22 protein-coding genes are annotated in these 25,733 nt (G+C 38.2%); 13 read left to right on the top strand and 9 right to left on the bottom strand.

Translation table 11 applies throughout. The features are described 5' to 3' along the window. The first annotated feature begins 254 nt into the window (after positions 1–254). The 4 genes from trpB to AAA923_RS10070 all read left to right on the top strand — a co-directional run bounded on the left by trpB (position 255) and on the right by AAA923_RS10070 (position 4,377). Positions 255–1,463 (top strand): tryptophan synthase subunit beta, encoded by a 1,209-nt coding sequence (gene trpB / locus AAA923_RS10055; protein ID WP_338216804.1) that lies wholly within the window; start codon positions 255–257, stop codon positions 1,461–1,463. After that, complete coding sequence (trpA, locus tag AAA923_RS10060) at positions 1,456–2,220, top strand: tryptophan synthase subunit alpha (RefSeq protein ID WP_338216805.1); 765 nt, start codon at positions 1,456–1,458, stop codon at positions 2,218–2,220. Before trpB ends, trpA begins: the two co-directional genes overlap by 8 nt. A gap of 506 nt (positions 2,221–2,726) precedes the next feature. Beyond that, positions 2,727–3,566 carry an aldo/keto reductase gene (locus AAA923_RS10065; RefSeq protein ID WP_338216807.1) on the top strand — a complete coding sequence of 280 codons (840 nt, stop codon included), beginning with the start codon at positions 2,727–2,729 and terminating at the stop codon, positions 3,564–3,566. A gap of 16 nt (positions 3,567–3,582) precedes the next feature. Further along, positions 3,583–4,377: an SDR family NAD(P)-dependent oxidoreductase gene (locus tag AAA923_RS10070; RefSeq protein ID WP_338216809.1), complete on the top strand. Its 795-nt coding sequence runs from the start codon at positions 3,583–3,585 to the stop codon at positions 4,375–4,377. Positions 4,378–4,433: 56 nt separating this feature from the next. Here the strand turns inward: AAA923_RS10070 and AAA923_RS10075 are convergent, their stop codons facing one another. Together AAA923_RS10075 and AAA923_RS10080 are read right to left on the bottom strand one after the other, a co-directional pair. Continuing rightward, entirely contained in the window at positions 4,434–6,200 is a 1,767-nt protein-coding gene (locus AAA923_RS10075; RefSeq protein WP_338216811.1) for an ABC transporter ATP-binding protein, read from the bottom strand. Between the two features lie 18 nt (positions 6,201–6,218). Next, positions 6,219–6,896, bottom strand: coding sequence for a MarR family winged helix-turn-helix transcriptional regulator (locus AAA923_RS10080; RefSeq protein WP_338216813.1), 678 nt, complete (start codon positions 6,894–6,896; stop codon positions 6,219–6,221). A gap of 787 nt (positions 6,897–7,683) precedes the next feature. On the opposite strand from AAA923_RS10080, the gene rpsN reads away from it, so the two are divergent. The 5 genes from rpsN (at position 7,684) to AAA923_RS10105 (ending at position 13,100) form a co-directional block, all read left to right on the top strand. Next, a complete protein-coding gene (gene rpsN, locus AAA923_RS10085; protein WP_338216814.1) occupies positions 7,684–7,953 on the top strand; it encodes a 30S ribosomal protein S14 in 270 nt (89 codons plus the stop codon). 13 nt (positions 7,954–7,966) lie between these two features. Then, positions 7,967–8,071, top strand: a complete 105-nt coding sequence (locus AAA923_RS10090) for a putative metal homeostasis protein (protein ID WP_169751859.1) — start codon at positions 7,967–7,969, stop codon at positions 8,069–8,071. 93 nt (positions 8,072–8,164) lie between these two features. Next, positions 8,165–9,694, top strand: a complete 1,530-nt coding sequence (locus AAA923_RS10095) for a YfcC family protein (RefSeq protein ID WP_338216816.1) — start codon at positions 8,165–8,167, stop codon at positions 9,692–9,694. A gap of 633 nt (positions 9,695–10,327) precedes the next feature. Then, a complete protein-coding gene (locus AAA923_RS10100) occupies positions 10,328–11,713 on the top strand; it encodes a class II fumarate hydratase (protein ID WP_338216817.1) in 1,386 nt (461 codons plus the stop codon). Position 11,714: 1 nt separating this feature from the next. Continuing rightward, positions 11,715–13,100, top strand: a complete 1,386-nt coding sequence (locus tag AAA923_RS10105) for a flavocytochrome c (RefSeq protein WP_338216819.1) — start codon at positions 11,715–11,717, stop codon at positions 13,098–13,100. Between the two features lie 311 nt (positions 13,101–13,411). Here AAA923_RS10105 and AAA923_RS10110 read toward each other — a convergent pair whose 3' ends face one another. The 4 genes from AAA923_RS10110 to AAA923_RS10125 form a co-directional block, all read right to left on the bottom strand. Then, positions 13,412–14,038, bottom strand: a complete 627-nt coding sequence (locus tag AAA923_RS10110; protein ID WP_338216821.1) for an HAD family hydrolase — start codon at positions 14,036–14,038, stop codon at positions 13,412–13,414. Between the two features lie 13 nt (positions 14,039–14,051). Further along, positions 14,052–14,804 carry a DeoR/GlpR family DNA-binding transcription regulator gene (locus AAA923_RS10115; RefSeq protein ID WP_338216823.1) on the bottom strand — a complete coding sequence of 251 codons (753 nt, stop codon included), beginning with the start codon at positions 14,802–14,804 and terminating at the stop codon, positions 14,052–14,054. A gap of 111 nt (positions 14,805–14,915) precedes the next feature. After that, positions 14,916–16,343: a PTS transporter subunit EIIC gene (locus AAA923_RS10120; protein ID WP_338216824.1), complete on the bottom strand. Its 1,428-nt coding sequence runs from the start codon at positions 16,341–16,343 to the stop codon at positions 14,916–14,918. Positions 16,344–16,441: 98 nt separating this feature from the next. Then, entirely contained in the window at positions 16,442–17,245 is an 804-nt protein-coding gene (locus tag AAA923_RS10125) for an alpha/beta hydrolase (protein ID WP_338216826.1), read from the bottom strand. Between the two features lie 149 nt (positions 17,246–17,394). Between AAA923_RS10125 and AAA923_RS10130 the strand changes: the two genes are divergently transcribed. After that, the gene (locus AAA923_RS10130; RefSeq protein WP_338216828.1) at positions 17,395–18,249 is read left to right on the top strand and encodes a helix-turn-helix transcriptional regulator; all 855 of its coding nucleotides are present in this window, start codon (positions 17,395–17,397) and stop codon (positions 18,247–18,249) included. A 380-nt stretch (positions 18,250–18,629) separates the two neighbouring features. On the opposite strand, the gene thrB is transcribed toward AAA923_RS10130, so the two are convergent. Together thrB and thrC are read right to left on the bottom strand one after the other, a co-directional pair. Beyond that, complete coding sequence (thrB, locus tag AAA923_RS10135) at positions 18,630–19,502, bottom strand: homoserine kinase (protein WP_338216830.1); 873 nt, start codon at positions 19,500–19,502, stop codon at positions 18,630–18,632. Further along, entirely contained in the window at positions 19,489–20,979 is a 1,491-nt protein-coding gene (gene thrC, locus AAA923_RS10140) for a threonine synthase (protein ID WP_338216832.1), read from the bottom strand. Before thrC ends, thrB begins: the two co-directional genes overlap by 14 nt. Positions 20,980–21,091: 112 nt before the next feature. Between thrC and AAA923_RS10145 the strand changes: the two genes are divergently transcribed. Together AAA923_RS10145 and AAA923_RS10150 are read left to right on the top strand one after the other, a co-directional pair. Then, entirely contained in the window at positions 21,092–22,267 is a 1,176-nt protein-coding gene (locus tag AAA923_RS10145) for a homoserine dehydrogenase (RefSeq protein ID WP_338216833.1), read from the top strand. Beyond that, entirely contained in the window at positions 22,267–23,595 is a 1,329-nt protein-coding gene (locus tag AAA923_RS10150) for an aspartate kinase (RefSeq protein ID WP_338216835.1), read from the top strand. Before AAA923_RS10145 ends, AAA923_RS10150 begins: the two co-directional genes overlap by 1 nt. Before the next feature lie 41 nt (positions 23,596–23,636). Here the strand turns inward: AAA923_RS10150 and AAA923_RS10155 are convergent, their stop codons facing one another. After that, positions 23,637–24,512, bottom strand: a complete 876-nt coding sequence (locus AAA923_RS10155; protein WP_338216837.1) for an aldo/keto reductase — start codon at positions 24,510–24,512, stop codon at positions 23,637–23,639. 177 nt (positions 24,513–24,689) lie between these two features. Between AAA923_RS10155 and AAA923_RS10160 the strand changes: the two genes are divergently transcribed. Continuing rightward, positions 24,690–25,733: a phosphate/phosphite/phosphonate ABC transporter substrate-binding protein gene (locus tag AAA923_RS10160; RefSeq protein WP_338216839.1), complete on the top strand. Its 1,044-nt coding sequence runs from the start codon at positions 24,690–24,692 to the stop codon at positions 25,731–25,733.

The following is a 25,733-nucleotide window of genomic DNA, read 5'->3' on the forward strand; positions in this document are numbered from 1 at the left end:
CTCTCCTTGGATTGGGTTTGGTCGCTTAAATCCTAACATGAGAACAGTAATGTTCTTTTGTTTTGCTTAGAAAAAGACATAAAAAAACTGGTATTGATTATTCATCAATACCAGAAAGTATAGAACCCCTTTAAACTGTATAAGTTTATGGGCGGATTTTTTTTATCCTCAGGAGGCAGCACAATGAAAAATGAACGATGGCAAACTTCAAATTGATTAAAACATAATATTAAATTAATTTGGAGGAACTACTCATGAAAGAAATGCAAAAAGATACTCAAGATGCCAGTCATTACGGTGAATTTGGCGGTCAATATATTCCCGAAGGTTTGATGAATGAATTAAATAATGTTGCGGATACGTACAATAAATATAAAGATGATCCTGATTTTCTCAAGGAACTACACGATTTGCTAAATAATTATGCTAATCGTCCATCACTTTTATATTACGCAGACAAGATGACGAAAGATCTCGGTGGGGCTAAGATTTATCTCAAACGTGAAGATTTGAATCATACAGGTGCTCACAAGATCAATAACGTTATCGGCCAAGCACTGATTGCTAAGCGAATGGGTAAAACACGTTTGATTGCTGAAACAGGAGCTGGTCAACATGGTGTTGCTACAGCTACGATTGCTGCACTTTTCGGAATGGAATGTGAAATTTTCATGGGAAAAATTGATACTGATCGTCAAAAATTAAACGTTTATCGGATGGAATTGCTTGGTGCCAAAGTTCATCCTGTAACTAGCGGTTCAATGGTTTTAAAAGATGCCGTTAACGCTGCTTTGCAAAACTGGGCTTCAAGAATTGATGATACTTTCTACGTGTTAGGGTCAGCCGTTGGCCCATATCCATTTCCTGAGATGGTGCACGATTTCCAAAGTGTTATCAGTAAAGAGTCCAAAGCTCAAATTTTGAAAGCTGAAGGTCGCTTACCAGATACCGTTGTCGCTTGTGTTGGTGGCGGTAGTAATGCAATCGGTAGTTTTGCCAAGTATATTGATGATAAAGACGTTGAGTTAATTGGAGTTGAGGCTGCTGGTAAGGGTGTCGATACTGACCAAACAGCCGCAACAATGGAACGTGGTACCGTAGGGATTTTCCATGGTATGAAGTCATTATTTTTACAAAACTCTGACGGTCAAATTGATCAAGTTTATTCAATTTCTGCCGGTTTGGATTATCCAGGTGTTGGTCCAGAGCATGCCAGATTAGCGGAATTGAAACGTGCTAAATATGTTGGTATCACTGACGATGAAGCTGTAGATGCCTTTGAATATATCGCCAAAACAGAAGGAATTATCGCTGCTATTGAAAGTTGTCATGCCATTGCCTATGTGATGAAGTTAGCTCCAACAATGCGCAAAGACCAAATTATTATTTGTACAGTATCAGGTCGTGGTGATAAAGACGTTGCATCAATTGCTAAGTATAGAGGGGTAGATATCGATGACTAATTTAAAAGAAGTATTTGCAGATAAAAAAGTGTTCATTCCATTTGTAGTTGCAGATGATCCAGACGTCGAAACTACCGTTCAAAGTATTTTGACCTTAGCCGAAAATGGAGCTGATATTATTGAATTAGGAGTACCATTCTCAGATCCAGTAGCCGATGGGCCAGTGATTCAAAAGGCTGACTTACGTGCGTTTGAGGCTGGAGTTAATAGAAATGTTGTTTTTGAAATTGTTGAAAAAGTTCGTCAAAATAGTGATGTACCAATCATTTTTGATACGTATTTAAATATTCCATTCAAGTATGGATACGATAAGTTTTGTCAGAAGTGTCAGGAGTTAAATGTTGATGGTTTGATTATTCCTGATGCTCCAATTGAAGAACAAGCCGAATTAAAACCATTTGCTGACAAGTATGGAATTGATTTGATTCCAACAGTCGCACCAACATCAGCTGGTCGAATTGAAAAATTAGCTCAAGTTGCTGAAGGATTTATCTATGTGATTTCAATCTTTGGAGAAGCTGGTGTGAGCGATGAATTGGCCACACAACAATTACAAGCGACAGTTCAACAAATTAGAGCAGTCAGTGACGTCCCGATTATTACTGCTACAGAGCAAATTGAAAAAGTTGCTGACTTGGTTGATGGAGTTCTCATCGAAAATGCCGTGGTTAAAATTATTGCTGCTGGTGGGGATGTTCAGAAGAATTTGAAGGAATATGCCGGTGACATTAAGAATAATCTCAGTATTAAAGCGTAATAAAAAGGGTGCTAGATGATAGCATCCCTTTTTTGATGGAGACAGTATATTATTACATAAGGCGGAGTGCTAGTAGATAATTTGATGTAGATATTCTCACAGATTATGTTTCAGTGTATAAATTGAGTTGGACATAATAAAAGAAATTGAATATTCTTAGGTTCAATTAGTAACGATTAATTAGTCGGAAGAGCTGGGAAATATTTGTGTGACGTGATAGTGGTATAAGGACGGGATATTATCCCGTCCTTATACCACCGGGCGTGTTTGAAGACTTGACGAACCGTGTCAAGGCTTCAAACCGAGGTTCGAGACCGAACTTTGGCTCGGACCGTTCCGCACAGCTTGAGAATATTTCCCAGCTCTGTAGACGGCATATTTAATTAACACCACACGTTACATGATAGGCACCCAAAAGTACCTATATCACCAAAAAGTACATACTATCCAAGTTATCCAATTCGGTTTATATTAATAATACGAATTCAACAACAAGGAGAATTAACATGATTACTTCATTAAATGATCGTATTGAACTAAACAATGGCACAGCCATTCCTGGATTGGGCTTAGGTGTGTTCCAAATTCCTAACGAGGAAACAGCAGATGTTGTAGCTAACGGCATCAAACAAGGCTATCGTCTGATTGATACTGCGCAAGTTTATGGCAACGAAGAGGGTACCGGTGAAGGTATCCGTCGTGGTCTAAAAGAAAATAATTTACAACGTGAAGATTTATTTATCACTTCTAAAGTCTGGAACAACCATTTAACTTATGATGAAACGATTGCGGCCGCAAATGACAGTCTTCAAAAATTAGGACTAGATTATCTAGATTTATATTTGATTCACTGGCCTGGTGATGATTCTTTCAAAGATTCATATTTGGCATTGGAACAATTATATAAAGAAGGTAAAATCAAAGCGATTGGTGTCAGTAATTTCCAAATTCACCATTTAGAGGAATTGGCTAAATTTGCTACAGTTACACCTGTTTTGAACCAAGTAGAATCACATCCTAAATTGATTCAAAGTGAACTTCGTGACTATGCAGCTAAGCATGACATTAAGATTCAAGCTTGGTCACCACTCATGCAAGGTAAGATTTTGAAGGATGCAACGTTACAGGATATTGCTGAAAAGTACGGTAAGTCAGTTGCTCAAGTAATTTTGCGTTGGGATATTCAAAGGGATGTCCTACTCGTTGTTAAGTCAGTTCACCCAGCACGAATGCAAAGCAATGCAGATGTTTTTGACTTTACCTTGGATCAAACTGATATGGATAAAATCAACGCCATGAATGAAGACTTACGTGTTGGTCCCAATCCAGACGAATTCGATTTCTAATTAGGAGGTATTTTTAATGGATCTTCATTTAAAAAATAAAGTAGCCTTAATTACCGGCTCAACTAAGGGTATCGGTAAGGCAATTGCGATTGAAATGGCCCGCGAGGGAACTGATGTCATTATTAATGGAAGAAAGCAGCCAGAAGTTGATATGGTTGTGGCAGAAATTAAGCGTGATTTTCCCGATACAAATCCATTGGGAGTTGCGGCAGATTTGGCAAACGAAGCTGACCGTCAGAAATTATTTGATCAAGTATCGAAAGTTGATATTTTAGTTAACAATATGGGTATTTTTCAACCAATGGATTATTACGATATTGATGATGAAACTTGGGATAAATTCTTTCATGTCAACGTTTTAGCGGGAAATTCTCTAGCTAAATTTTATTTACCAAAAATGCTTACTCAAGATTTCGGTCGTATCATCTTTATTGCAAGTGAAGAGGCCATCATGCCGTCCGGAGAAATGCCTCAATATAGTATGACAAAGTCGATGAATCTCTCGCTGGCAAAGAGTTTATCTAAGTTGACTGTTGCTACTCATGTGACAGTCAACACCATCATGCCAGGTTCCACTTTGACTGAAGGCGTCCAGAAGATGCTTGATGATATGTATCAAGACAGCGATTTACCTAAAGACATGTGGGAGGAAGATTTCATGAAACATCACCGTTCACGTTCGCAAATCCAACGTTTGATTCGTCCTGAAGAAGTAGGTCGTTTCACAGCATTCGTTGCTAGTCCGGATTCATCATCGTTTTCTGGCGAAGCATTACGTGTTGACGGTGGCTTAGTGCCAACTATTTTTTAAATATGAACATCAAAAAAGCAGGTGCTGAGAAAAAGTCTCAGTTACCTGCTTTTGAATTAGTTAACGACTTGTTCTTTAACATATTCAGCATATAGTGCGTGATCATGCATCAATTCTTGGTGCGTTCCATGTCCAGTGACAGATCCGTTTTCAATGAAGTAAATTTGATCTGCATCAACGATTGTTGACAATCTATGTGCGATAACTAAAGTGGTTCTGCCAACCATCAATTGATCCAAGGCACGTTGAACTTTTTCTTCAGACTCTGAATCCAAGCTAGCGGTAGCTTCGTCCAACATTAAAATCTTTGGATCACGGAGAAAGGCTCGGGCAATGGCGATTCGTTGCTTTTGACCACCGGATAGTTTAACACCACGTTCACCAATCTGAGTATCGAGTTGGTCAGGGAAGTTGCGGACGAATTCGTCAGCGTAAGCCAATTCTAGTCCGTGCCATAACTGATCATCGGTTAATTGTTTATCTAAGCCGTATTGCAAATTATCACGGATACTACCCGCAAAGACGGCACTATCTTGAGAGACATAACCGATTTGTGAACGCCAGCTAGCAAGGTCGATATCTTTAATATCTTGTTTACCAATTAAAATCGTTCCATCATCTGGTTGATAAAATCTTTCTAGTAGTGAGAAAATTGTGGATTTACCACCACCAGAAGGTCCGGCAAAGGCGATTACAGTATTAGGCGTAGCTTCGAAAGAAACGTCGTGCAAAATTTGTTTGTCAGTATCATAACTGAAATCCAAATGTGCAGCGGTAATAGTTTGACCTTCAACATCAACGGATTTTCCAGTTGTGGCAACTTCTGGTTCAGTATTCAAAATTTCTTGAATTCGTTCAGTTGAACCCATAGCTTTTTGAACTTGGGAGAAGAATGTAGCAAAACTGGCCACAGGTGTAATGATATTGAATAAATATAGAAGGAACGCGACTAGAGAACCACTTGATAAAGTACCTTGTTGAATTCTAACAGCACCGTATCCTAGTATTCCGACGAAGATACCCAGCATAGCAGTTGTCATGATTGGTTGTAAAACAGCCTCAACACGGGCATCTTTAATTCCAACTTTGAAAATTTTATCAATTAAATTACCACCAGTAGTTTTTTCAAAAGATTCACCATTACTAGATTTGATCAAACGAACTTCAGATAATTTTTCACTGGCATCAGCATTGAAGTCGGCTGTAGCAGCTTGTAATTTCCGTCCCAATTTTGACATGATTCTACCAATTGGTAATAGGATCAGTACGAAAATTGGAATTATCCCAAACATCAATGATGCCATGCGCCAGTCCATGAAGAAAAGAATAATCATTGAACCGACTAATTGAATCGCACCAGTAATAAAGTTGGGAAATTGTGACGTAATTAAATCCTTGATAACGCTCGTATCATTGACTAAACGTGAACTAGTTTCACCAGATTTGTGATTATCGAAATAATCGACTGGTAAATTCAAGAGGTGAGCCCAGAGTTTTTCACGTAATGTTTTAACAGAGCTTTCGCCGACATAACGCAGAATGTAACCTCCAACTGTCCCAAATCCCAATTGAATTAAGAAAGCTAGAATCAAAACGGCCAACATTTTACCGTCAATTTTAGAAAGCCCACTCGTGTCAACTAGGCCTTTCGTAAGCTGTGGCACAATCAAACTGGCACCACTAGTAACTAAACTCAGCAGCATCCCTAGAATAAATAAGCCTTTCTTAGGGTTAACACTACTGATTAAATGCATAAAATCTCGAAACTTGAATGTACCATTACGCTTTGGTAATTCAGCTCGCATCATTGCTCCATCGTGCATTGTATTATCCTCACTAAATTAAAATTTATAACCATTCCAAAAGTTATTGGGAAAGTCTGGGCGGTGTCCGTGTCCAAAGTTTTCGTGACCGTTAAAATTAGGACGGCAGCGACCATCAAATGGCATGTTTCGCATATTCTTGTGCATTTCATGACGCAAATTCTGGATTTCTTCATCAGTCATGTCATCACGCATGTGCATCATCTGATCACGCATATTTAACATGGCTTTAAATTTATCAGTTGGATCAACGAATTTAGCGGAATTATTTTTAAAATCTTCATCCCAACCGTCAGAAATCTTTTGAAGATATTCACTGAATTGAGTTTTCTCATCCTCATTTAAACCAGCAAAGAAGGTCTCACTATAGTCTTCATTTTTCAGAGAAGCATTCTCATCAGCCTTTTGACGACCAGTATCAGTTAGGTGAACGTGCTTAGTACGTTTGTCTTTTTCGTCCTCAGTCCGAGTAATGTCGCCATTATTTTCCATTTTCTTCAATAGTTCAGCGATTGAACTAGGGCGCAGATCCAAAACCTCAGCTAGATAATTTTGAGTTAAACCGTCCTCAAGTTTGAGAATAGCCAGAACTCGTTGTTGCCCAGTAAGTTTCTGTTTCTTTTGTCCCATATAGAAATTGCCAGCCTCACTGATAAAGCGGAGTTGCTTCATTAAGTCCTCTGTAAGTTTACTCATATTTAAAAGTCCTCATTTCGTTTATATTAAATTAATTCGGTACCGAACTTTATTGCAAAAAGAATTATAGTTCGGTACCGAATTAAATGCAAGCTTTTTATTTATTTTAAAATGAAACTAATTATTTGACATTAATTAATAAAATGAATAATATGTACAGATGGTAAAAATTACTATTTAGTTTTATTCGGGGATGCCGCCGGAGGTGGACAGCAATCTCAACCCGCTGTGGGGACCGGTTCGAGTCATAGAGCGGTCTTGAACCTTGCTTTTGAGCCGAAACCCACGTCTCAAAAGTTGTCCCGTGATATAAGGACTTGCGTCCTTACATCACCTTCACTGCGGGTGAATTGCTGCCCACCTCCGGCTAGGATGTTTGTACTTAGTTTTGGGGTTAGATATTTTGATTGCTATCGGCAATATCTAACTATTAAAATCAACTTAATAGAAGTTTTAACCCAATATCTATTTATAATTTTTATCATTGAGATATTTAAAAAAATTATATCCATATGCAAGAGTGTTTTTATAATTATTTTGTTAAAAAACACTTAGTCGGAAGATCTGATAGTATTTACTCGCAGTGGAAGTGGCGTTATGGCTTTAGCCATTACGCCACCGGGCGTGTTTGGAGACTTGCCGGTTTTTGGCAAGTCTTCAAACCGAGGTTCGAGACCGTACTTTGGCTCGGACCGGTCCGCACAGCAGGGGAATACTATCAGATCTGGAGACGGCATATTTAATTAGCACCACAATGTTATCTATAAAAAATAAAGAGGTTATTATAATGGCAAAAAAATCAAAAATTGCTAGAAACAAAAAACAAATAGAATTGGTAGCTCGTTATGCTGAAATTCGTAAGGAATTAAAGGCTAAGGGTGATTATATCGCTCTTTCTAAACTACCAAGAGACTCAAGTCCCGTTCGCTTAAAGAACCGTGATTCATTAGATGGACGTCCACATGCATACATGCGCAAGTTTGGGATGTCTCGTTTGAATTTTAGACAATTAGCTCATGCCGGTCAGATTCCTGGCGTTAAGAAAGCTAGTTGGTAAGGAGAAATTTATTATGGAAAAAATGAACACTGCAACAGCTTATCGTATGTTGAAGAGCCCTAATAAAAAGACTCGCAAACGCGCTTTACGTGCCATTAAGGACAGTAAACGTAAATAAATTAATATTCTAATAATGTAATGGAAACGTTTTCTTTTCCTGTTATAATTAATTTGTGAAGGATTTAATTATATGGGAAAAGAGGGGACAATTATGGCTAATGCTAAAAAGAAGAAACATAGCTTTCCTTCCGCGTATACCGTTATTATTATTGTTTTACTTATGGTTCAAGTTCTGACGTTCTTTATTCCGTCGGGTAAATATAGTACCTTGGAATACAATTCAGATTTGGATAAATTTGTTATTACCGAAGCTTCTGGTAAGAAACTTAAAGAGAGTGCTACACAAAAGACACTCGACAAGTACAAGATTAAGATTAAAGTTTCCAAATTTAAGGATGGTACAATTTATCGTCCGGCTGCAATTCCCAACACGTATCACGAAATTAAGAAACCAAAACGTGGTGTCTTAGGGACTATTAATCAATTTTTGACGTCACAAGTTCAAGGTATTGTTGATAGTGTCGATATCATTGTTTTCGTGCTGATCCTTGGTGGTGTTATCGGGGTCGTTAATAAAACTGGAGCGATGAACTCTGGGATGATGAGGCTGTCTGAAAAACTAAAAGGTAAGCAGAAATGGTTGATTGTTATCGTTACAGCGCTGATTGGTTTAGGTGGGACCACTTTTGGTTTAGCTGAAGAAACGATTGCCTTTTATCCAATACTAATTCCAATCTTCCTACTGGCAGGGTATGATACGTTGACCGTGGTTGCGGCGGTATATTTAGGTACCGCGATTGGTTCGATGAGTTCGACCATTAATCCGTTCTCAACAGTTATCGCTTCAAACGCTGCTGGTATCAACTTTACCGACGGAATGACAATGAGAGTTTTGATGTGGGTCGCATCTATTGGTATTTCAATTATTTACACGATTCACTATGCTGAAAAAGTTAGAAAAGATCCATCGAAATCATTTGTTGCTGATCAAGCAGAGTCGGATAAAGAGAAATTCTTGGGCGATTTAGATTTGGACAGTAAAGGTGACTTTACGATGCGCCAGAAGTTATCACTAATCGTCTTTGCTTTAGGTTTCGTAGTTATGATTTATGGTGTGCAGCAATTAGGCTGGTACTTCACAGAAATTGCCGTAGTCTTCTTAGCTGTAACATACGTTTTGATTTTTACCGCTGGTTTGAAAGAAACTCAATTTGTCGACAGTTTTGTTTCCGGGGCTGGAGATTTACTTGGAGTCGCTTTGACAGTTGGTTTAGCTAGATCAGTTGGTATCGTAATGGAAAATAGTTACGTCAGCGATACCATAATGAACTACTTCAGTAACCAAATTAAAGGTATGAACAGTGTCTTGTTCATCTGTGTACTATTCTTCGTTTACATTATCCTTGGATTCTTCATCCAATCATCATCAGGTTTGGCCGTACTATCAATGCCAATCATGGCACCATTGGCCGATGTAGTTGGAATTGACAGATCCATGATTATCAACGCTTATAACTGGGGACAAGGATTAATCGGACTAGTTGCACCAACAGGCCTGATTTTAGTTTCCTTGGCAATGGTTAACGTCGGTTTCGATAAGTGGATGAAATTTGTCACAAAACTTTTAATTATGATAGTTGTTTTGATACTTATCTTCTTGAGTATCGGAGTATTAATTTAGAAATAAAAATCTCTCAATGATTATTAAATCTTGAGGGATTTTTTTATTTGCCGTTTCCAGAGCTGAGAGTATTCATCTGCTGCGCGGTACGGTTCGAGCCACAGTGCGGTCTCGAACCTCGGTTGAAGCCTTTTCAAAGGTCGAAAAGTCTCCAACACGCCCGGTGGTGTAATGGCTAAAGCCATAACGCCACTTTCGCAGCAGATGAATACTCTCAGCTCTTCCGACTAATTTAATCTTTAATTGATTATCATTTCTATCGCACTAATGAAATCACTTATTCTGAATTTCGTTTTCAAAATATCCAAAAAGCATCATATTAAATTTACAAATTAAATAATATTAAAAAGTATTTGTTTAATACCAAATAAGTGAAAAATAATTTAGCTGAAGGTGGGCAGTAATATAGACCGCAGTGAGGGTGGTGTTAGAAAGGTGTTTTTCCTTTCTTACACCACCGACGTATTCTGAGATTCGCGTACTTTGCGAAGCTCAGAATCGAGGTGCGAGACACAAGGCTTTCGCCGGTCACACCGCAGGCTACATTCCCACACCTCATGCGGCATCTTTTATTTTGTCACGGCTCCCAACTCCGTTATAATTGAGGTAATTATTTTGTTTTGGAGGGAAAATATGTCTGATTATAGAATTGAAGAAGATACGTTAGGGGCTGTCAAAATTCCAGCTGAAGCACTCTGGGGTGCGCAAACTGAACGTAGTCGTAATAATTTTTCAACTGGTGCTAAGATGCCATTGGAAATTATCAAAGCATTGTTGCAAATTAAAAAAGCAGCTGCAATTGCCAACAAAGAAGTTCAAGCAATCGATGCTAAGAAAGCTGATTTAATTGTTGAGGCAATTGATCAACTTTTAAGCCTTGATGATGCTGACTTGCGAAAAGACTTTCCTTTGGTCGTTTATCAAACGGGTTCTGGTACGCAAACTAATATGAACGTCAATGAAGTTGTGGCGCATGTTGCCCAGAGAATCAATTCTGAAATTGAAATTTTGCCTAATGATGATGTTAATCATGGTCAAAGTTCCAACGATATTTTTCCAACAGCAATGAACATTACAGCTGCTATAGCAGTTGATAAACTTGAAGTCTCAATTCAACATTTGATTGATGAGTTGAAGCAAAAACAAGCTAAGTATTGGAAGACTGTCAAAATCGGTCGGACACATTTGCAAGATGCGACACCTTTAACTTTCGGACAAGAAGTCAGTGGTTGGGTCAGCATGCTTGAACATGATTTGTCTTATTTGAAGACGTTGAACAAAACTCTTGGCGAATTGGCAATGGGCGGCACGGCTGTCGGAACTGGTTTGAACGCTGCACCTCACTTTGCTGATAAAATTGCTGAACAAGTGAGTGTCGTTTATGAGCATGAATTTACAGCTGACACTAACAAATTTTTTGGCCTAGCAGCTCATTCCGGCTTAAACGTTGTCCATGGCGCTATCAAAACTTTGGCAAGTGATTTATTGAAAATTGCTAACGATGTCCGTTTTCTTGGTAGTGGTCCCAGATCTGGTTATGGCGAATTGAATATTCCAGCTAATGAACCAGGATCTTCAATTATGCCAGGTAAAGTTAATCCAACACAGGCTGAAGCAATTACGATGGCTGCAGTGCGTGTGATGGGAAATGATGTCACTATCAATGTTGCTGCCAGTCAAGGTAACTTTGAAATGAATGTTTATAAACCAGTATTAATTTATACATTTTTGGAATCAGCTGATTTATTAACTGGTACAATGTATGGCTTTGCTGACAAGATGATTGCCGGTTTGACAGTCAATGAAGAGCGTATGGAAGAACTAGTCGACCAATCATTGATGACCGTTACAGCCTTGTCACCACACATTGGCTATCATGAAAGTGCCGAAATTGCCCAACAAGCGTTACATGATGGCACAACGTTGAAAGTTGCTGCACTTAAATCTGGCTTGGTAACTGAGGAACAATTCGATAAATGGGTTGTACCGATTGATATGACTAACATTGAGGAGAAATAGCATGGCAGAAAAATTTGTCTTTGAACCAACTAAAATTGAACAATTAAAGGATCATTATGACGTTATCATTATTGGTTCCGGTGGGGCTGGCTTAACCGCTGCCATTCAAGCACACGAATTGGGACTTTCACCAGTTATTTTGGAAAAGATGGATAAATTGGGTGGCAATACTACTCGAGCTTCATCGGGTATGAATGCTGCAGAAACTTCAGTTCAACTTGACCACAAAATTGTTGATAGTTTTGAAGAATTTTATAATGAAACTTATGTCGGCGGTGGCAAACAAAATAATACTGAACTATTGAAGTTTTTCACAGAACACGGAGCTTTAGCAATTGATTGGTTGGCTCAACACGATATTAAGTTGAATGACCTAACAATTTCTGGTGGGATGAAAACAATGAGAACACATCGTCCCAGCACTTTAGCACCAATTGGTGGGTACTTGGTAACTGAATTGTTGAAGTGGATTGCTAAGGATAAAATTCCATTGTTCGACAATATTAAAGTAACTGATTTGTTGCTTGAAGATGGCCATATTGCTGGTGTCAAAGCTGATGCCGAAAAAGAAGTTCAGATCAAAGCGCCAACTGTAATTTTAGCTACTGGTGGTTTTGGTGCTGGAAAAGATTTGTTGGCAAAATATCGTTCTGACTTGTTAAATCTACGGACAACTAATCAACCTGGAGCAACTGGTGACGGATTGAAATTGGCTGAAAAAGTCGGTGCTAAATTAGTGGATATGGACCAAGTCCAAGTGCACCCAACAGTTCAACAGGATACTCCACACGCATTCTTGATTGGTGAAGCAGTTCGTGGCGAGGGTGCCATTTTGGTTAATAATGATGGTCAACGTTTCGTCAATGAATTGGACACGAGAAAGAATGTTACTAAGGCAATCGATGATTTAGGTGGAACTGGTGCTTACTTGATTCTTGATCGTGACATTAGAAATCGTGTTAAAGCTATTGAGTTTTATGACCATGTTGGTTTAGTTACAACTGGACAAACAATTGCCGAGTTAGCAGCAGAAATTAATGTTGACGCTGACAAATTGGAACAGACTGTATCGAAGTGGGACCAAGCAGTTAAGAATCATGATGATGCAGATTTCGGTCGTACAACTGGTATGGAAAGAGATATTTCTGACGGACCATTTTATGCAATCCATATTGCACCAGCTGTTCACTATACAATGGGTGGCGTGGCAATTAACCATCAGACTCAAGTTCTTAATGAAGCTGGAAAAGCTATTGCTGGATTGTTCGCTGCCGGTGAAGTTGTCGGTGGATTACACGGAAATAATCGTATCGGTGGAAATTCAATTGCTGAGACAGTTATTTTTGGTCGTCAGGCTGGGCAACAAGTATTTAAATATTTAAATTAGTTGGGTGGTTGCCACCGAAGGCCGCAAGGATGGCAGACAGCTATGGGGACCGGCGGGAGCCAAGGTCTCCCACCTCGCTTTGAAGCCTTGCCAGAGTTCGGCAAGTCTCCAAAGTCGCCCCGTAGAGTAAGAACGGAAAATCACCGTCCTGACTCTACCTTCACAGCAGTCTCCATCCTTGCAACCTTCGGCTATTGTGTTTTAGAAGGCAGCGTCATCTCTGGATTCTGATATTTTTATGCTTCAATTATTTTAATAAGTATAAAAAAACTAGTAATCGCTTAATGATTACTAGTTTTTTTTGTAAATTTTTAAACCAACTTAACTAAATCGGTTGGTTGTTTCAATAAATAATCAACTTTTGAAAACTCGGGGTTATCTTTAGATCCCCAACTGGCTAAAGCAAATTCGACATTAGCGTTGCGAGCACACTGAAAATCATAAATTGAATCGCCGATATACAATGTTTCAGCTGGGTCAATTTGTAGTGTTTCAATTGCCTTGAGGATTGGTTCAGGGTTTGGTTTATGGAGTTTTGTTTTTGAAGCGGTGATGAATGTGGAAAAGTATTTTTCGAGGTCAAAATTATTCAACACTAGTTGTAGTTCTTGATTGGTTCTTGAAGTAACGACACCTAATTTGATGTTATTGGCTTTCAATTGTTGCAACATGCTGATGATGCCGTCGAATAGTTCTGAGTAATGAAACATCTTGTGATCGTTTTGTTCCCACAGAGTCAGTAATTCTTTACTTTGTTGAGGACTGTTGGAATACTTCTGAACAGCTTTGGTTCCGGGAATTCCTAAGACGTAAAATAACTCTTCGGCTGCCGGTTCAATATTCAGCGTATCTTTCAAGGTCTTTTGCCATGATTTAATGATAGTTTTCTCAGTATCGACAAGCGTCCCATCGACGTCAAATAAAATTGTTTTCGACATAAATAATTTCTCCTTAGATGTAAATCATTTGCGTTTTAGATTTTAATAAACGATTCTCCAACTTCTGTGGTAAATGGCTGTTGGTAATGATGTAATCAATTTGATCAAGGTTGAGGACTTTAAAGTTGTGTTTAACATTAACTTTGCTGCTATCTAAGAGTAAAACTAATTTCTTGGCTTGTTTGCGAATCTTAGCTTTGTAGTCGATATCGTCTTCATAAGCGTAATAAATACCGTTTTCGTCAATCCCCACACTGCTTAAAAAAGCATAGTCGAAAGTATAATTTTCTAAATCTAGACATGGTCTAGTGCCAGTTACACAACGTTTTTCGGCATCCAGATTACCTCCGAGAATTCGAGCCTTACAAGGTGAATGACGGATTAATTGATCGGCAATGTCGAGTGAATTAGTTACGGCAAAGAGATTCTGATTGGTTAAATATTTCGGCATGAATTCAACCGTTGTCGAAACATCCAAATAAATCTGGGTTGCTTGGTTGGCATATATGGCAGCCTTTTTGGCTAACTCACGCTTGGTATTAACGTAATCATCGCTTCGTTCTAAATAACCATCCAATTTTTTGAAAGTATTGGGCATGCTGATGCCGCCGTAACTGCGTTCAACTAAGTTACTCTCAGTCAATTTGACGATGTCTCGACGGGCAGTATCACGTGAGGAGTCAGTTAAATCAATGATTTCTTTGAGAGTTAAAGTCTGTTTTTCCTGTAAAGTCTTTAAAATTAAATCTAAGCGTTCTTTTTGCATAAGCAATCACCACTTTTAAGCTAAAATAAGTATCTAACTTGATAGTAGCTTATTTTTACTTAAAATACAATTGGCAATAAAAAAAGACCCGAAGGTCTTTTCTATAATTTATTAAGCTTCTGCATCAGATGATTCCATCTTGTCGTTGTATCCAAAGAGGAATGTTAAAACGAAGGCAACTCCAAAGGCAATTAAATGTGAGATGACATAAGCGGTAAAGTTACCGTCAATACCAGTTTTAGGGTTGATAAAGGATGGGAAACCAATCAGACTTCCAGTAAATCCGTAGATAACTAAGTGCATACCACCGGCAACAGCACCACCGACAGCATTACCGATCATAACCATGTAGAAGACACGTTTATATTTCAAAAGAATACCGTATAGTGAAGGTTCGGCAATTCCACAGAAAGCTGAAACACCAGCTGAATAACCGAGAGCTTCGAGTTTCTTCTTTTTAGTTTTAATAGCAACTGCAAGCACGCCACCAGCGATACCAACGGCTGTGATTGATGTTAAAGCACAGATAACACTTTGACCAGTAACGGCTAAATCGTTGATAACGATAGGGATGAGTGGCCAGTGTAGACCAAAGACTACCAAGATTGGATAGAAAGCACCATAGATAGCCCCACCGATAATACCATTGAATGATAGTAATGCTGAAATTCCATCAGCTAAACCTTTACTCAAAACGGTGATAACTGGAGCAACTAATAGTAGTAAAGCGAATGATAGAATAATGATTTCTAAAATAGGAACGAAGATACTTTGAATCATTTCAGGGATAGCTTTCTTGAGATAACGTTCAACGTATTTACCTAACCAGGCAGCAACGATGATTGGAAAAACTGATCCCGAGTAGTTCATAACTTTGACTGCAAAACCGCTCCACAGTCCGACTTCGGGGACCTTGGCTGAAGCAATTCCGATAATATTAGGGTGAATTAGGAAAGCGCCGATGACTGCCAAAGCAATTGGATCTGAGCCTAATTTCTTAGCGGCAGTGAATCCGAGAATAACAGGTAAAAAGTAGAAAATTGTGTCGGCCATCGTGTTAATAAGCATGAAGATACCGGATTTGTCACTCAAAACATTGGCACTAACCAAACCGGCTAGAATACCTTTAGTAATACCAGAACCGGCAAGGACTCCGATAATTGGCATCATAGAAGCTGTTAGGACACCGATAAATTCATCGTAACCGTGTTTAAATTTAGCTCCAAAGCCTTGAGGAACAGCTTTTTCAGTTGTCACTGTTTCAGTAACTGCTTGACCATCTTCAGTCGCCAAACGAGGTAGCTGTTTCAAGATAGCATCAAATACATCAGTGACTTTGTTACCAATAACGATTTGATATTGACCTTGAGCTTGCATAACTTTGATAACAACACCCATTTTTTCAAGTGCAGCGCCATCAGCTTTACTTTCGTCCTTGAGGGTAAAACGAAGTCGCGTCATACAATGTATCAATGTGTTGATGTTTTCATCGACACCAACTTCGGCAATGATTTGTTTTGCATCTGTTGAGTAGTCCATGATGGATCCCCCTTAATATATAGTTTTACGTGTGGTGCTGGTTAAATATGCCGTCTCCAGAGCTGGGAAATATTCACAAGCTGTGCGGAACGGCATCCTTAACACAATCTTTCTTCTGGAACATAACCGATAGGCAACCATTCCAAAATATTTTCGATAAATTTGTCCCAGTAATACCAATCGTGCTTGCCATTAGTAAATTCAGTGTCAACTGAGATATTTAAAGCCCCTAAATTTTTGATAAATGTTTGATTATCTTGATAGAGAAAATCTTGTCGACCACACCAAGCGTAAAGTTTTGGCATTGGTTCATTTAGAGCTAATTTTTGCTTAGCTAAGTGGATGAGATTTTCAGGTGAATTTTCGAAATCGTCACGTTGGTTGATAACTCCATTCCAGTATTCCTTGCTGCGGAAACTTTCGAGAGTTTCACTTGAGCCGCTGGGATTGAAAGCACCTGATAAAGCGGCCGCATGACTGAAATGATTGGTGGATAGAGCAATTTTATAAGCTCCGTAGCCACCCATAGAAGCCCCAGCAATGAAGTTTTTCTCACGTTTAGTTGAGATCTGAGGGAAGAGTTCGTGGATGATTTTTGGTAATTCAATCGCAATTTCATCATAGTAATCCATGCCATAGGTTGTGTTGGCATACCAGCTAAGGTCGGCATTGGGTAAAATTATTGCAATTGGTAAATGTTTGACCAATCGTTCAAGACGAGTCTTACGCAACCAAGAAGTGTTGTCATCACTCATACCATGCAGTAAATAAATTACGGGCAAATCAGTTAGTGTATCTTTAGTCCATTCGGGATTGTCAGCTGTCCTTTGAGGAAGCAAGACATCCATTTGACAATCCTTTACGAGAACATTTGAAAAGTAATTAACCTGAATATGTGCCATTTTTTGCTCCTTAGAGATGATTTAAATTGTAGATATTAGTAATATCTCATTGACAAGCCCTATTGTATACGCTTACAATTATGATAATAACCTTAAATATGTTCAAACAACTACCATTTGTTGTCTTGAAGCAAAAGGAGTGTTTAATTATGGCAACACCAATGGAACTGTTAGAGTTTGATTACATAAATCCCATTAAGTGCATTTATCATCGTCCAATAGGAAAGAAATTTATTGTCCCACACTGGCACGAAGCAATTGAAGTCTGTTACGTGGCTAAAGGAAATCCGGGAACTATGTTTATCGAAGATCAGGAATATCAATTGGAAGCTGGGGATGTTTATGTAATTAATTCACGCTTGATTCACAGTTTTAATACGTATATTACCGATGATCAACGAATTGTCACGTTGTTGATTGATTATGATTGGCTCAAACATTGTTTACCTCAAACCGTGAAAGAGAAGAGCTTTGATTTAATCAAGGCGCCAACACGTGACAGTCAAATTTTGCCTTTTATGGATTTAGTTAACTTGATTAATAAGACGAAAGATTTTCAAACGGAAAATTTATCTGAAGATAATCATTTGAACCAATTGACCACCTCAGTTGAATTAATCAGTATTTTGATTAAGAATTTTACCCTTGATAAGGAACTCAAACATGATATTCCGGAAGTGATTTCACAAATAATTGCAGAATTTCATCAACAATATCGAGATGAGATCCAATTATCAGATATGGCGAAAAAGTATAATTATAGTTATGCTTATTTCTCTAAGCTGTTCAAAAAGTATTTAGGGATTTCTCCGAAGAAATATTTAACTCATTTGCGGATTCAAAAGGCAGCTGAGTTGATTGAAAGAACAGACGATAAGTTCACAGAAATCGTTGCGAATACCGGTTTTCCAGATGAAAAAAGCTTTTACGCAGCCTTTAAAGAACAGTATCATCAAACTCCATTAGAGTATCGTCGGCAATTGCAGATGGTTTCTAAAGGATAACGTGTAGTGTTAGTTAAATATCCCGTCTACAGAGCTGGAAAATATTCACAAGCTGTGCGGGACGGTCCGAGCCAAAGTACGGTCTCGAACCTCGGTTTGAAGCCTTGACATAGTTCGTCAAGTCTCCAAACACGCCCGGTGGTATAAGTACGGGAGTTAACTCCCGTACTTATACCACTACCACGGCACACAAATATTTCCCAGCTCTTCCGACTAATTAGTCGGTCTTAATTGAATTTCAGAATATTCAAATATGCTTATATTCAGTCTATTTTTGGTACTAAAATGTAATTAAAGATAAAAAGCGTTCTAAGATTGATTAATTAAAATCAATTTTAGAACGCTTTTTGAGTGTTTATAATCGGGGAGAAATTAAAAAGTTAAATTGCAGTAGCACCTTTAGTATCAACACTTAGATGGTGAGTTTCCCAATTGGGAAAGCTCTGTTTGATATTTGAAATAATTTTATCGGCGGCTTCACTGTCAGTAGTAATGGCCATCATAGTGGAACCACTGCCGCTGATGTACATTACACCGCCGTTTTCCTGACAAATTTCCTTGGCAACTTGATAGTCAGGAATAAGTTGAGAACGGTAAGGTTCATGCATCTTGTCAACGATGGCTGATTTGATCAACTTCAAGTCACCGAGTTCAAAGGCTTTGGATAAAGCAACTGCATGACCAATTTGATAAATGGCTGTTTGATATGACATCTCTTTTGGTAAAATCTGACGGGCTTTTTCAGTGCTGACTTGATAGTTAGGAATCAAGGCGACGAAATGTAAATCTGAGGCAACTTCAAAGTGGACTGTTTGGACATCATTGGCATCAATAAATGAAGCACCTAGATTTCCGTAAATTGCGGGTGAAACATTGTCAGGATGGCCTTCAATTTCAGTGGCTAAATCCAACAGTTGTTCTTTAGTTAAACCACTGTCAAACCACTCATTGGCACCCATTAATCCGGCAACAATACAAAATGCCGAACTACCAAGTCCACGAGAAATCGGAATATGATTATCAATCGTGATTTTGACGTTAGGAACATCCTGTTTTAGAAATTGGCAGCCTTTGACAAAAGCCTGATAAATAAGATTATCTTCAGATTGATATTTGGGAGCACAACCACTGATATTTAATTTATTATCATTCGGTTCAAATGACGCTGTTGAATAAAGGGAGACGGCCAAGCCTAAGCAGTCGAAACCGACACCTAGATTGGCACTTGTTGCGGGGACACTAATTTTTATCATTGAAATTATCCTCAACTTTCTCTAAAACGTATTTTTCCATATCGTCTTGGGGGATGACATCTTGGTGAAGAATTGGCAAGTCCCAGACTTTTGCTAAATTTGGAGGAATTGGTTGATTAGTGAATTTTTGTAACCGTTGCATAGCTTCGTAATCATCGTCAAATGTTTCATCTAGGAGTGATTTAGTTACGACATGAACAAATTTATAAGGACTAGCAGTACTCAATAAAATTGATGGCGTATCAGGGTCAGTCGCTTGATATTCACGCATGACTTTGTAACCAACTGCTGTGTGTGGATCCATCAGATAATTATCTTTTTGATAAACGTCTTTAATAGTAGTTTCAATTTCTTTATCAGTTGCGAACTCACAATAGAAGTCTTCATGGATGCTCTTCAAGATTGCTTCAGAAACTTGATAAGAACCCTTTGATTCCAGTTCATCCATTAAGCTCTTAACGTAATCAGTATCTTCGTTGCTCTTGTAATAAAGCAGACGTTCGAAGTTGCTAGAAATTTGAATATCCATACTTGGCGCATCAGTTTGCAAGAAAGGAATATTGCGATTGTAGATACCTGTGTTGAAGAACTTTGTTAGAACATTATTAGCATTGCTGGCAACGATAAATTTATTTACAGGTAGTACCATTTGTTTAGCGTAAAATCCGGCTAACACATCACCAAAGTTACCAGTAGGGACAGTGAAATTAACTTTCTCCCCCAGCTTGATTTCCTGTTGTTTGACCAATTGTAAGTAAGCGTCAAAGTAGTAGACAACTTGGGGAATCAAGCGACCGATATTGATGGAATTGGCGCTAGATAGACTGATGTTATCGCCGAGTTTTTGTTTCAAACTTTGGTCGTTGAAGATTTTTTTAACATTGCTCTGAGCGTCGTCAAAGTTTCCTTTAATGGCAGTGATTTCAGTATTATTGCCATCAGTTGTTTCCATTTGAAGTTGCTGTACCTTACTGACACCATTGTGTGGGTAAAAGACTGTGATAGCTGTTTGATCAAGATTCTTGAATCCTTCCAAGGCAGCTTTTCCAGTGTCACCACTTGTAGCTGTCAAAATCATGACCTTGTTATCTTTCTTTAAGACACGTTTCATCAATTGAGGCAGCATTTGGAGGCCAATATCTTTGAAGGCACTAGTTGGTCCGTGGAATAGTTCGAGTACGTGGAAATTGTTAACTTTAACAAGCGGAGTTATTTCGGTGGCGTCAAAACTATGGTCGTAAGCGTTGGCAATGCTGGTTTTTATTTCAACTGTGGAAAAGTCTGGCAATAACTTTTCGAGAACGACTTCGGCAACTTGTTGATAACTCATTTCTTCCATAGAGTTGAGATCAACCTTGAGTTGGGATAATTCGGGGTAGACGAAAAGCCCACCATCATCGGCAAAGCCTTTTTTGATGGCTTCCTTAGATGAGAGTTGGATTTGCTTGTTACGAGTGCTTGTATAGTTTTTATTCATGAGTAATAACTCCTTGCTTTTAAATTATCTATATAGTAAACTGTCTATAAATTAAAAACAAGTGTTTATTATTAATGAACACAATAAAACAAAGAAGCAGGAGGTTAAACCTATGAAAATTGCAATTTTAGGATTTGGAACAGTAGGAAAAGGCGTGTACAAAATAATTAAGAAGGCCAATGTACAAACGCAAGACCTCTCTGTGAGTCACATCTTAATTAGAAAAAATAAAGCTCGTTTGATGCCAGAAATGACTGACGACATGAATGAAATTTTAAATGATCCTCAAACAGACATTATAGTAGAAGCAATTGGTGGAATTGAGCCAGCTCACGAATATATTTTGGCAGCGTTGAACCATGGTAAACATGTGATTACAGCTAATAAAGCCGTGATTGCCAAATATCTCAAAGAATTTACTGAAGCAGCTGATAAACATAATGTTAAATTTTATTTTGAAGCCTCGGTTGGTGGCGGTATTCCTTGGATTCAGGGGTTGGAAAAGGCGCTGCGTATCGACAATGTTAATTCAATTTCCGGTATCTTCAATGGAACAAGTAACTTTATTCTCGACCAAATGAGTCGCAATGGTGAATCATTCATTGATGTTTTGAAAAAAGCTCAACAACTTGGTTATGCAGAAGCTGATCCAAGCGCTGATATCGATGGTATTGATGTAGCAAATAAGCTTTGCATCAGTGCTGATATTGCTTATGATATCGATATTCACGATCACCAAGATTTACCCGTGTTTGGAATTCGCAACATTACTTGTGCTGATGTGAAGTATTTTCAAGCTAAAGGTTTAGCCGTTAAATTGATTGGTCGCACACATCAAAAAGGCAACAAATTCGACTACGTTGTAGAACCAGCTTTATTCCTTGATCGGACTTTGGAAGCTAATACACCTGATAACTACAATTTGATTTCATTGAATGGCGACACTATTGGTAAACTTGATTTCTTTGGACAAGGGGCAGGGATGTTTCCAACAGCTAATGCCGTTGTTCAAGATGTTTTGGATATCAAAGAATCTAAGAGCCATTTGAAACGTGACTTCAATAAGAAGATGGAATATTGCCCCGAATTGACTAAAGGTGATTATCTAGTTCGTAGCAATGCAGATGTCAGTGAACTATTCGGAGATTTTCAACCAACAATGGAAGGTGCCTATCTAGCTGTTCATCAAATTCCAGTTGGCGAAATGCACCGTTTAATGAAGAAAGTTCTACAAAAAGATGCAACGGCCTTTATGGTCAGTCTGCCTAGTCAGGGGGCTGTCGCATAATGAAAGTCGCAAAATTTGGTGGTAGTTCGGTGGCAGATGCTGGACAGTTTAAAAAAGTAAAACGGATTGTTGACAGTGATGCTAAGCGTCAAATCGTTGTCGTTAGTGCGGCCGGTAAGAGTGCTGCTGAACCAATCAAGGTAACTGACATGTTGCTAAATTTGGAACGAAAATTAGTTGCTGATGAAGATTCAGAACCGATATTTCAAGCTATCAGTTCACGGATTATTGGTATCCGAGACGACCTCAATTTGAATGTTAATATTGAAGCTGATCTAGCTAATATTGCTAATAATTTGGCTAATTGTTCACACGATTATTTGATATCTCGAGGTGAATATTTAACTGCTAAATTGATGGCTGCATATTTAGGATATTATTTTGTTGATGCTAAAGATATTTTGATTTTTGCAAATGACGCCATTGATTATGATCAATCACAACAACGATTGTTAAAGGTATTAAACATCCATTCACAATTAGTAGTGCCCGGATTTTATGGTGCCAATATTGATGGTTCAGTTCACTTAATGCCTCGTGGCGGTAGCGATATCTCTGGTTCAATTTTGGCAAATTTAGTCGATGCCGAATTGTATGAAAATTGGACAGATGTCTCCGGAATTTTGATGGCTGATCCTAGAATTGTTGCTCATTCACAAAAAATCGACAGTTTGACTTATGATGAATTACAAGAATTATCATATATGGGTATTGGCGTCTTTCAAGAAGAAGCTGTCCGTCCGGTACGTGAGAAAAAGATTCCCACAGCTGTGTTGAATACAAATCGTCCTGAAGCTGGTGGAACAATGGTTGTCAGTGCTGATGAAGATAAGAAAGATGACCATATTGTAACTGGTATTGCTGGACGCAAGGACTGTACAGTTATTACTATTCGCAAATATCAGTTGAATAAACATTTGGAAGTTTTACAAAAAGTTTTGTCAGTCTTCCAAAAGTTCAATTTAACAATTAGTTCTGTTCCATCTGGAAATGATGGCTTCAGTTTCTTATGTCAGCACGGCGAAATAGCCACACATTTGCCAGCTTTAATTACAAAGTTGAAGCACACTTGTGGTGTTGATTCCGTTGAAGTTAATCAAAATATTGCCTTGGTAGCGGCGGTTTCTCTGCAGTTGAGTAGAAGACCAGCCATTGCAGGTAAAATTATGAATTATTTGGATAATAGTTTAATTCATGTTCGGTTTGTTTTCCAAGAAGGCAGTGATTTGAAGATCGTCTTTGGAGTTAATAATGATGATTATGAAAAAACTATTAAACGAATTTATCGTGAATCGATGGAGCAACATTTGAAAAAGATGTCAGCATAAAAAAATTCCAAGCTAGGATTAATATCCTAACTTGGAATTTTTTATTTGGCATTATTTTGATTTGTATAAGTAGTTGATTTTTCCAAAAATTCTTTGTCATCAGGATCAGCACCAACACGTTGGTCACTGTCCAATGTAGCAATTTTAGCCATTTCGTCAGCTGTTAAATCAAAGTGATAATCGAACAAATCGATATTTTCTTTGATACGACTTTCATGAGTTGACTTAGGGATGACAATTTCACCACGTTGAATGTGCCAACGTAAGATGATTTGAGCAGGTGACTTACTGTATTTTTCAGCAAGCTCTTTAATAACAGGATTATCCACAACCTTGTTCAAACCAGCGCCAAGTGGACTCCATGATTCGTGAGCAATGTGTTTTTCTTGAAGATATTCGTGAAGGTCAGTCTCTTGTAGATAAGGATGTGTTTCAATTTGGTCGACCATTGGTGCAATCGTAGCAGTTTTCATCAATTGTTCGATGTGGTGAGCTTTGAAGTTTGAAACACCAATAGCACGAATCTTACCAGCTTTATAAAGATCTTCCATTGCACGCCAGTTTTCTTCAAATCCAGCAGCAGGCCAGTGAATTAAGTAAAGGTCTAAGTAATCTAAACCTAATTTTTGTAGTGAATTATTGAATTGAGCAATTGTTTCATCGTAACCACGAATGTTGTTCCAAACTTTAGTTGTGATGAATAGATATTTACGATCAATACCTGATTCTTTAATAGCCTTGCCGACAGCTTCTTCGTTGTCATAGAAACTAGCAGTATCGATGTGTCTGTAACCACTCTCGATAGCCCATTTAACACTATTTAAAACTTGTTCGTCATCCATTCTGAAGACTCCCAAACCAACTTGGGGAATCATGACGCCATTTGCTAATTCGATATAAGGAATATTTGTAGCCATAAACCTACCTCCTATTTATTTTCAATTCCATTATAGCTTACTTAAATGTATATAAAGTGTATAAAACGTGTAAAGATTCCAGTTAATTATTTTACAGAAAGTTAACTGATACTTTACATAGCTTTGTTAATCTAAAGATGTTCAAAAAAAATAGATAGAGAAAGTTGGGAGTTATTTATGAAAAAAGGGCGATTATTAACCGCTTTTCTAGGGGTATTCTTGCTACTTACAGGGGTTTTAGCAGGTTGCTCATCAAAGAGTTCAGCTGCGGGAAAAGCAGGAAGTGCAGATAGTAAAGAAATTACTATGGTCTTCTATCCAAACGAATCAGCAAAGAACTTTACTGCTTCACGTAAAGCCTTGCAAGAAGAATTACACAAGGCAACAGGTAAGAAAATCAACATTCAAACAACAACAGATTACAACGTAGCTATCGAAGCTATTTCATCAGGTAAGGCACAATTGGCCTTCATGGGTGCTGATGGTTATATCCAAGCTCACGCACAAAACAGCAAGGTTGAACCATTACTTCTTCAATCAGGTCCAGATGGTACTACAAAGGGTGCTAGTTACCGTTCATACCTAATGGTTAACAAAGATAAAGCCGATCAATACAAGAAAGACGGCAAGTACGATATCGACAAGATTAAGGGTCAAAAAGCTTCATTCGTTTCAACAAGTTCAACATCAGGTTTCGCCGTTCCAACAGATGAAATTCAAAAGCACTTCAAGTTGAAGAATAAGGATGACCTTTCAGAAGGTGGCAAATTCTTCGATAAAGTTCTTTATGGTAGTACTCACCCAGGTTCAGCAATCAACTTATTGAAGGGTGACGTTGACGTTGCTGCCTTTGATGATATTGATTTGACACCATTCCTAAAAGTTTCCGAAGGTAGTTATGACAAGGTTGGTTCAACATTCAAGGTTAAAGATGATGCTGATGCTCCATTCTCAGAATTTAAGGGTAAGGAATTAGTTAATATCTCAGTTCTACCAGTTCAAAACGGACCTTTCGTAGTTAATACAAAAGCTCTAAGCAAGAAAGATACAGATGCAATTGCAAAGCACTTTACATCAAAAGATATCACAAACAACAAAAACCTATTCTCAGATGGTAAAGGTAAGACACCAACATTATGGCAAAAGAAGAGCGACAAGATGACTCTTCTAAAAGTTACTGATGATTGGTACAAACCAACTCACGAACTAATTGGTAAATAA

Source organism: Companilactobacillus muriivasis (assembly GCF_036246245.1).
Classification (GTDB): domain Bacteria; phylum Bacillota; class Bacilli; order Lactobacillales; family Lactobacillaceae; genus Companilactobacillus; species Companilactobacillus muriivasis.

Bases quoted from the DNA above. Each gene is read 5' to 3' on its own strand.
- trpB (WP_338216804.1), top strand. From the start codon at position 255: ATGAAAGAAATGCAAAAAGATACTCAAGATGCCAGTCATTACGGTGAA.
- trpA (WP_338216805.1), top strand. From the start codon at position 1,456: ATGACTAATTTAAAAGAAGTATTTGCAGATAAAAAAGTGTTCATTCCA.
- AAA923_RS10065 (WP_338216807.1), top strand. From the start codon at position 2,727: ATGATTACTTCATTAAATGATCGTATTGAACTAAACAATGGCACAGCC.
- AAA923_RS10070 (WP_338216809.1), top strand. From the start codon at position 3,583: ATGGATCTTCATTTAAAAAATAAAGTAGCCTTAATTACCGGCTCAACT.
- AAA923_RS10075 (WP_338216811.1), bottom strand. From the start codon at position 6,200: ATGCACGATGGAGCAATGATGCGAGCTGAATTACCAAAGCGTAATGGT.
- AAA923_RS10080 (WP_338216813.1), bottom strand. From the start codon at position 6,896: ATGAGTAAACTTACAGAGGACTTAATGAAGCAACTCCGCTTTATCAGT.
- rpsN (WP_338216814.1), top strand. From the start codon at position 7,684: ATGGCAAAAAAATCAAAAATTGCTAGAAACAAAAAACAAATAGAATTG.
- AAA923_RS10090 (WP_169751859.1), top strand. From the start codon at position 7,967: ATGGAAAAAATGAACACTGCAACAGCTTATCGTATGTTGAAGAGCCCT.
- AAA923_RS10095 (WP_338216816.1), top strand. From the start codon at position 8,165: ATGGCTAATGCTAAAAAGAAGAAACATAGCTTTCCTTCCGCGTATACC.
- AAA923_RS10100 (WP_338216817.1), top strand. From the start codon at position 10,328: ATGTCTGATTATAGAATTGAAGAAGATACGTTAGGGGCTGTCAAAATT.
- AAA923_RS10105 (WP_338216819.1), top strand. From the start codon at position 11,715: ATGGCAGAAAAATTTGTCTTTGAACCAACTAAAATTGAACAATTAAAG.
- AAA923_RS10110 (WP_338216821.1), bottom strand. From the start codon at position 14,038: ATGTCGAAAACAATTTTATTTGACGTCGATGGGACGCTTGTCGATACT.
- AAA923_RS10115 (WP_338216823.1), bottom strand. From the start codon at position 14,804: ATGCAAAAAGAACGCTTAGATTTAATTTTAAAGACTTTACAGGAAAAA.
- AAA923_RS10120 (WP_338216824.1), bottom strand. From the start codon at position 16,343: ATGGACTACTCAACAGATGCAAAACAAATCATTGCCGAAGTTGGTGTC.
- AAA923_RS10125 (WP_338216826.1), bottom strand. From the start codon at position 17,245: ATGGCACATATTCAGGTTAATTACTTTTCAAATGTTCTCGTAAAGGAT.
- AAA923_RS10130 (WP_338216828.1), top strand. From the start codon at position 17,395: ATGGCAACACCAATGGAACTGTTAGAGTTTGATTACATAAATCCCATT.
- thrB (WP_338216830.1), bottom strand. From the start codon at position 19,502: ATGATAAAAATTAGTGTCCCCGCAACAAGTGCCAATCTAGGTGTCGGT.
- thrC (WP_338216832.1), bottom strand. From the start codon at position 20,979: ATGAATAAAAACTATACAAGCACTCGTAACAAGCAAATCCAACTCTCA.
- AAA923_RS10145 (WP_338216833.1), top strand. From the start codon at position 21,092: ATGAAAATTGCAATTTTAGGATTTGGAACAGTAGGAAAAGGCGTGTAC.
- AAA923_RS10150 (WP_338216835.1), top strand. From the start codon at position 22,267: ATGAAAGTCGCAAAATTTGGTGGTAGTTCGGTGGCAGATGCTGGACAG.
- AAA923_RS10155 (WP_338216837.1), bottom strand. From the start codon at position 24,512: ATGGCTACAAATATTCCTTATATCGAATTAGCAAATGGCGTCATGATT.
- AAA923_RS10160 (WP_338216839.1), top strand. From the start codon at position 24,690: ATGAAAAAAGGGCGATTATTAACCGCTTTTCTAGGGGTATTCTTGCTA.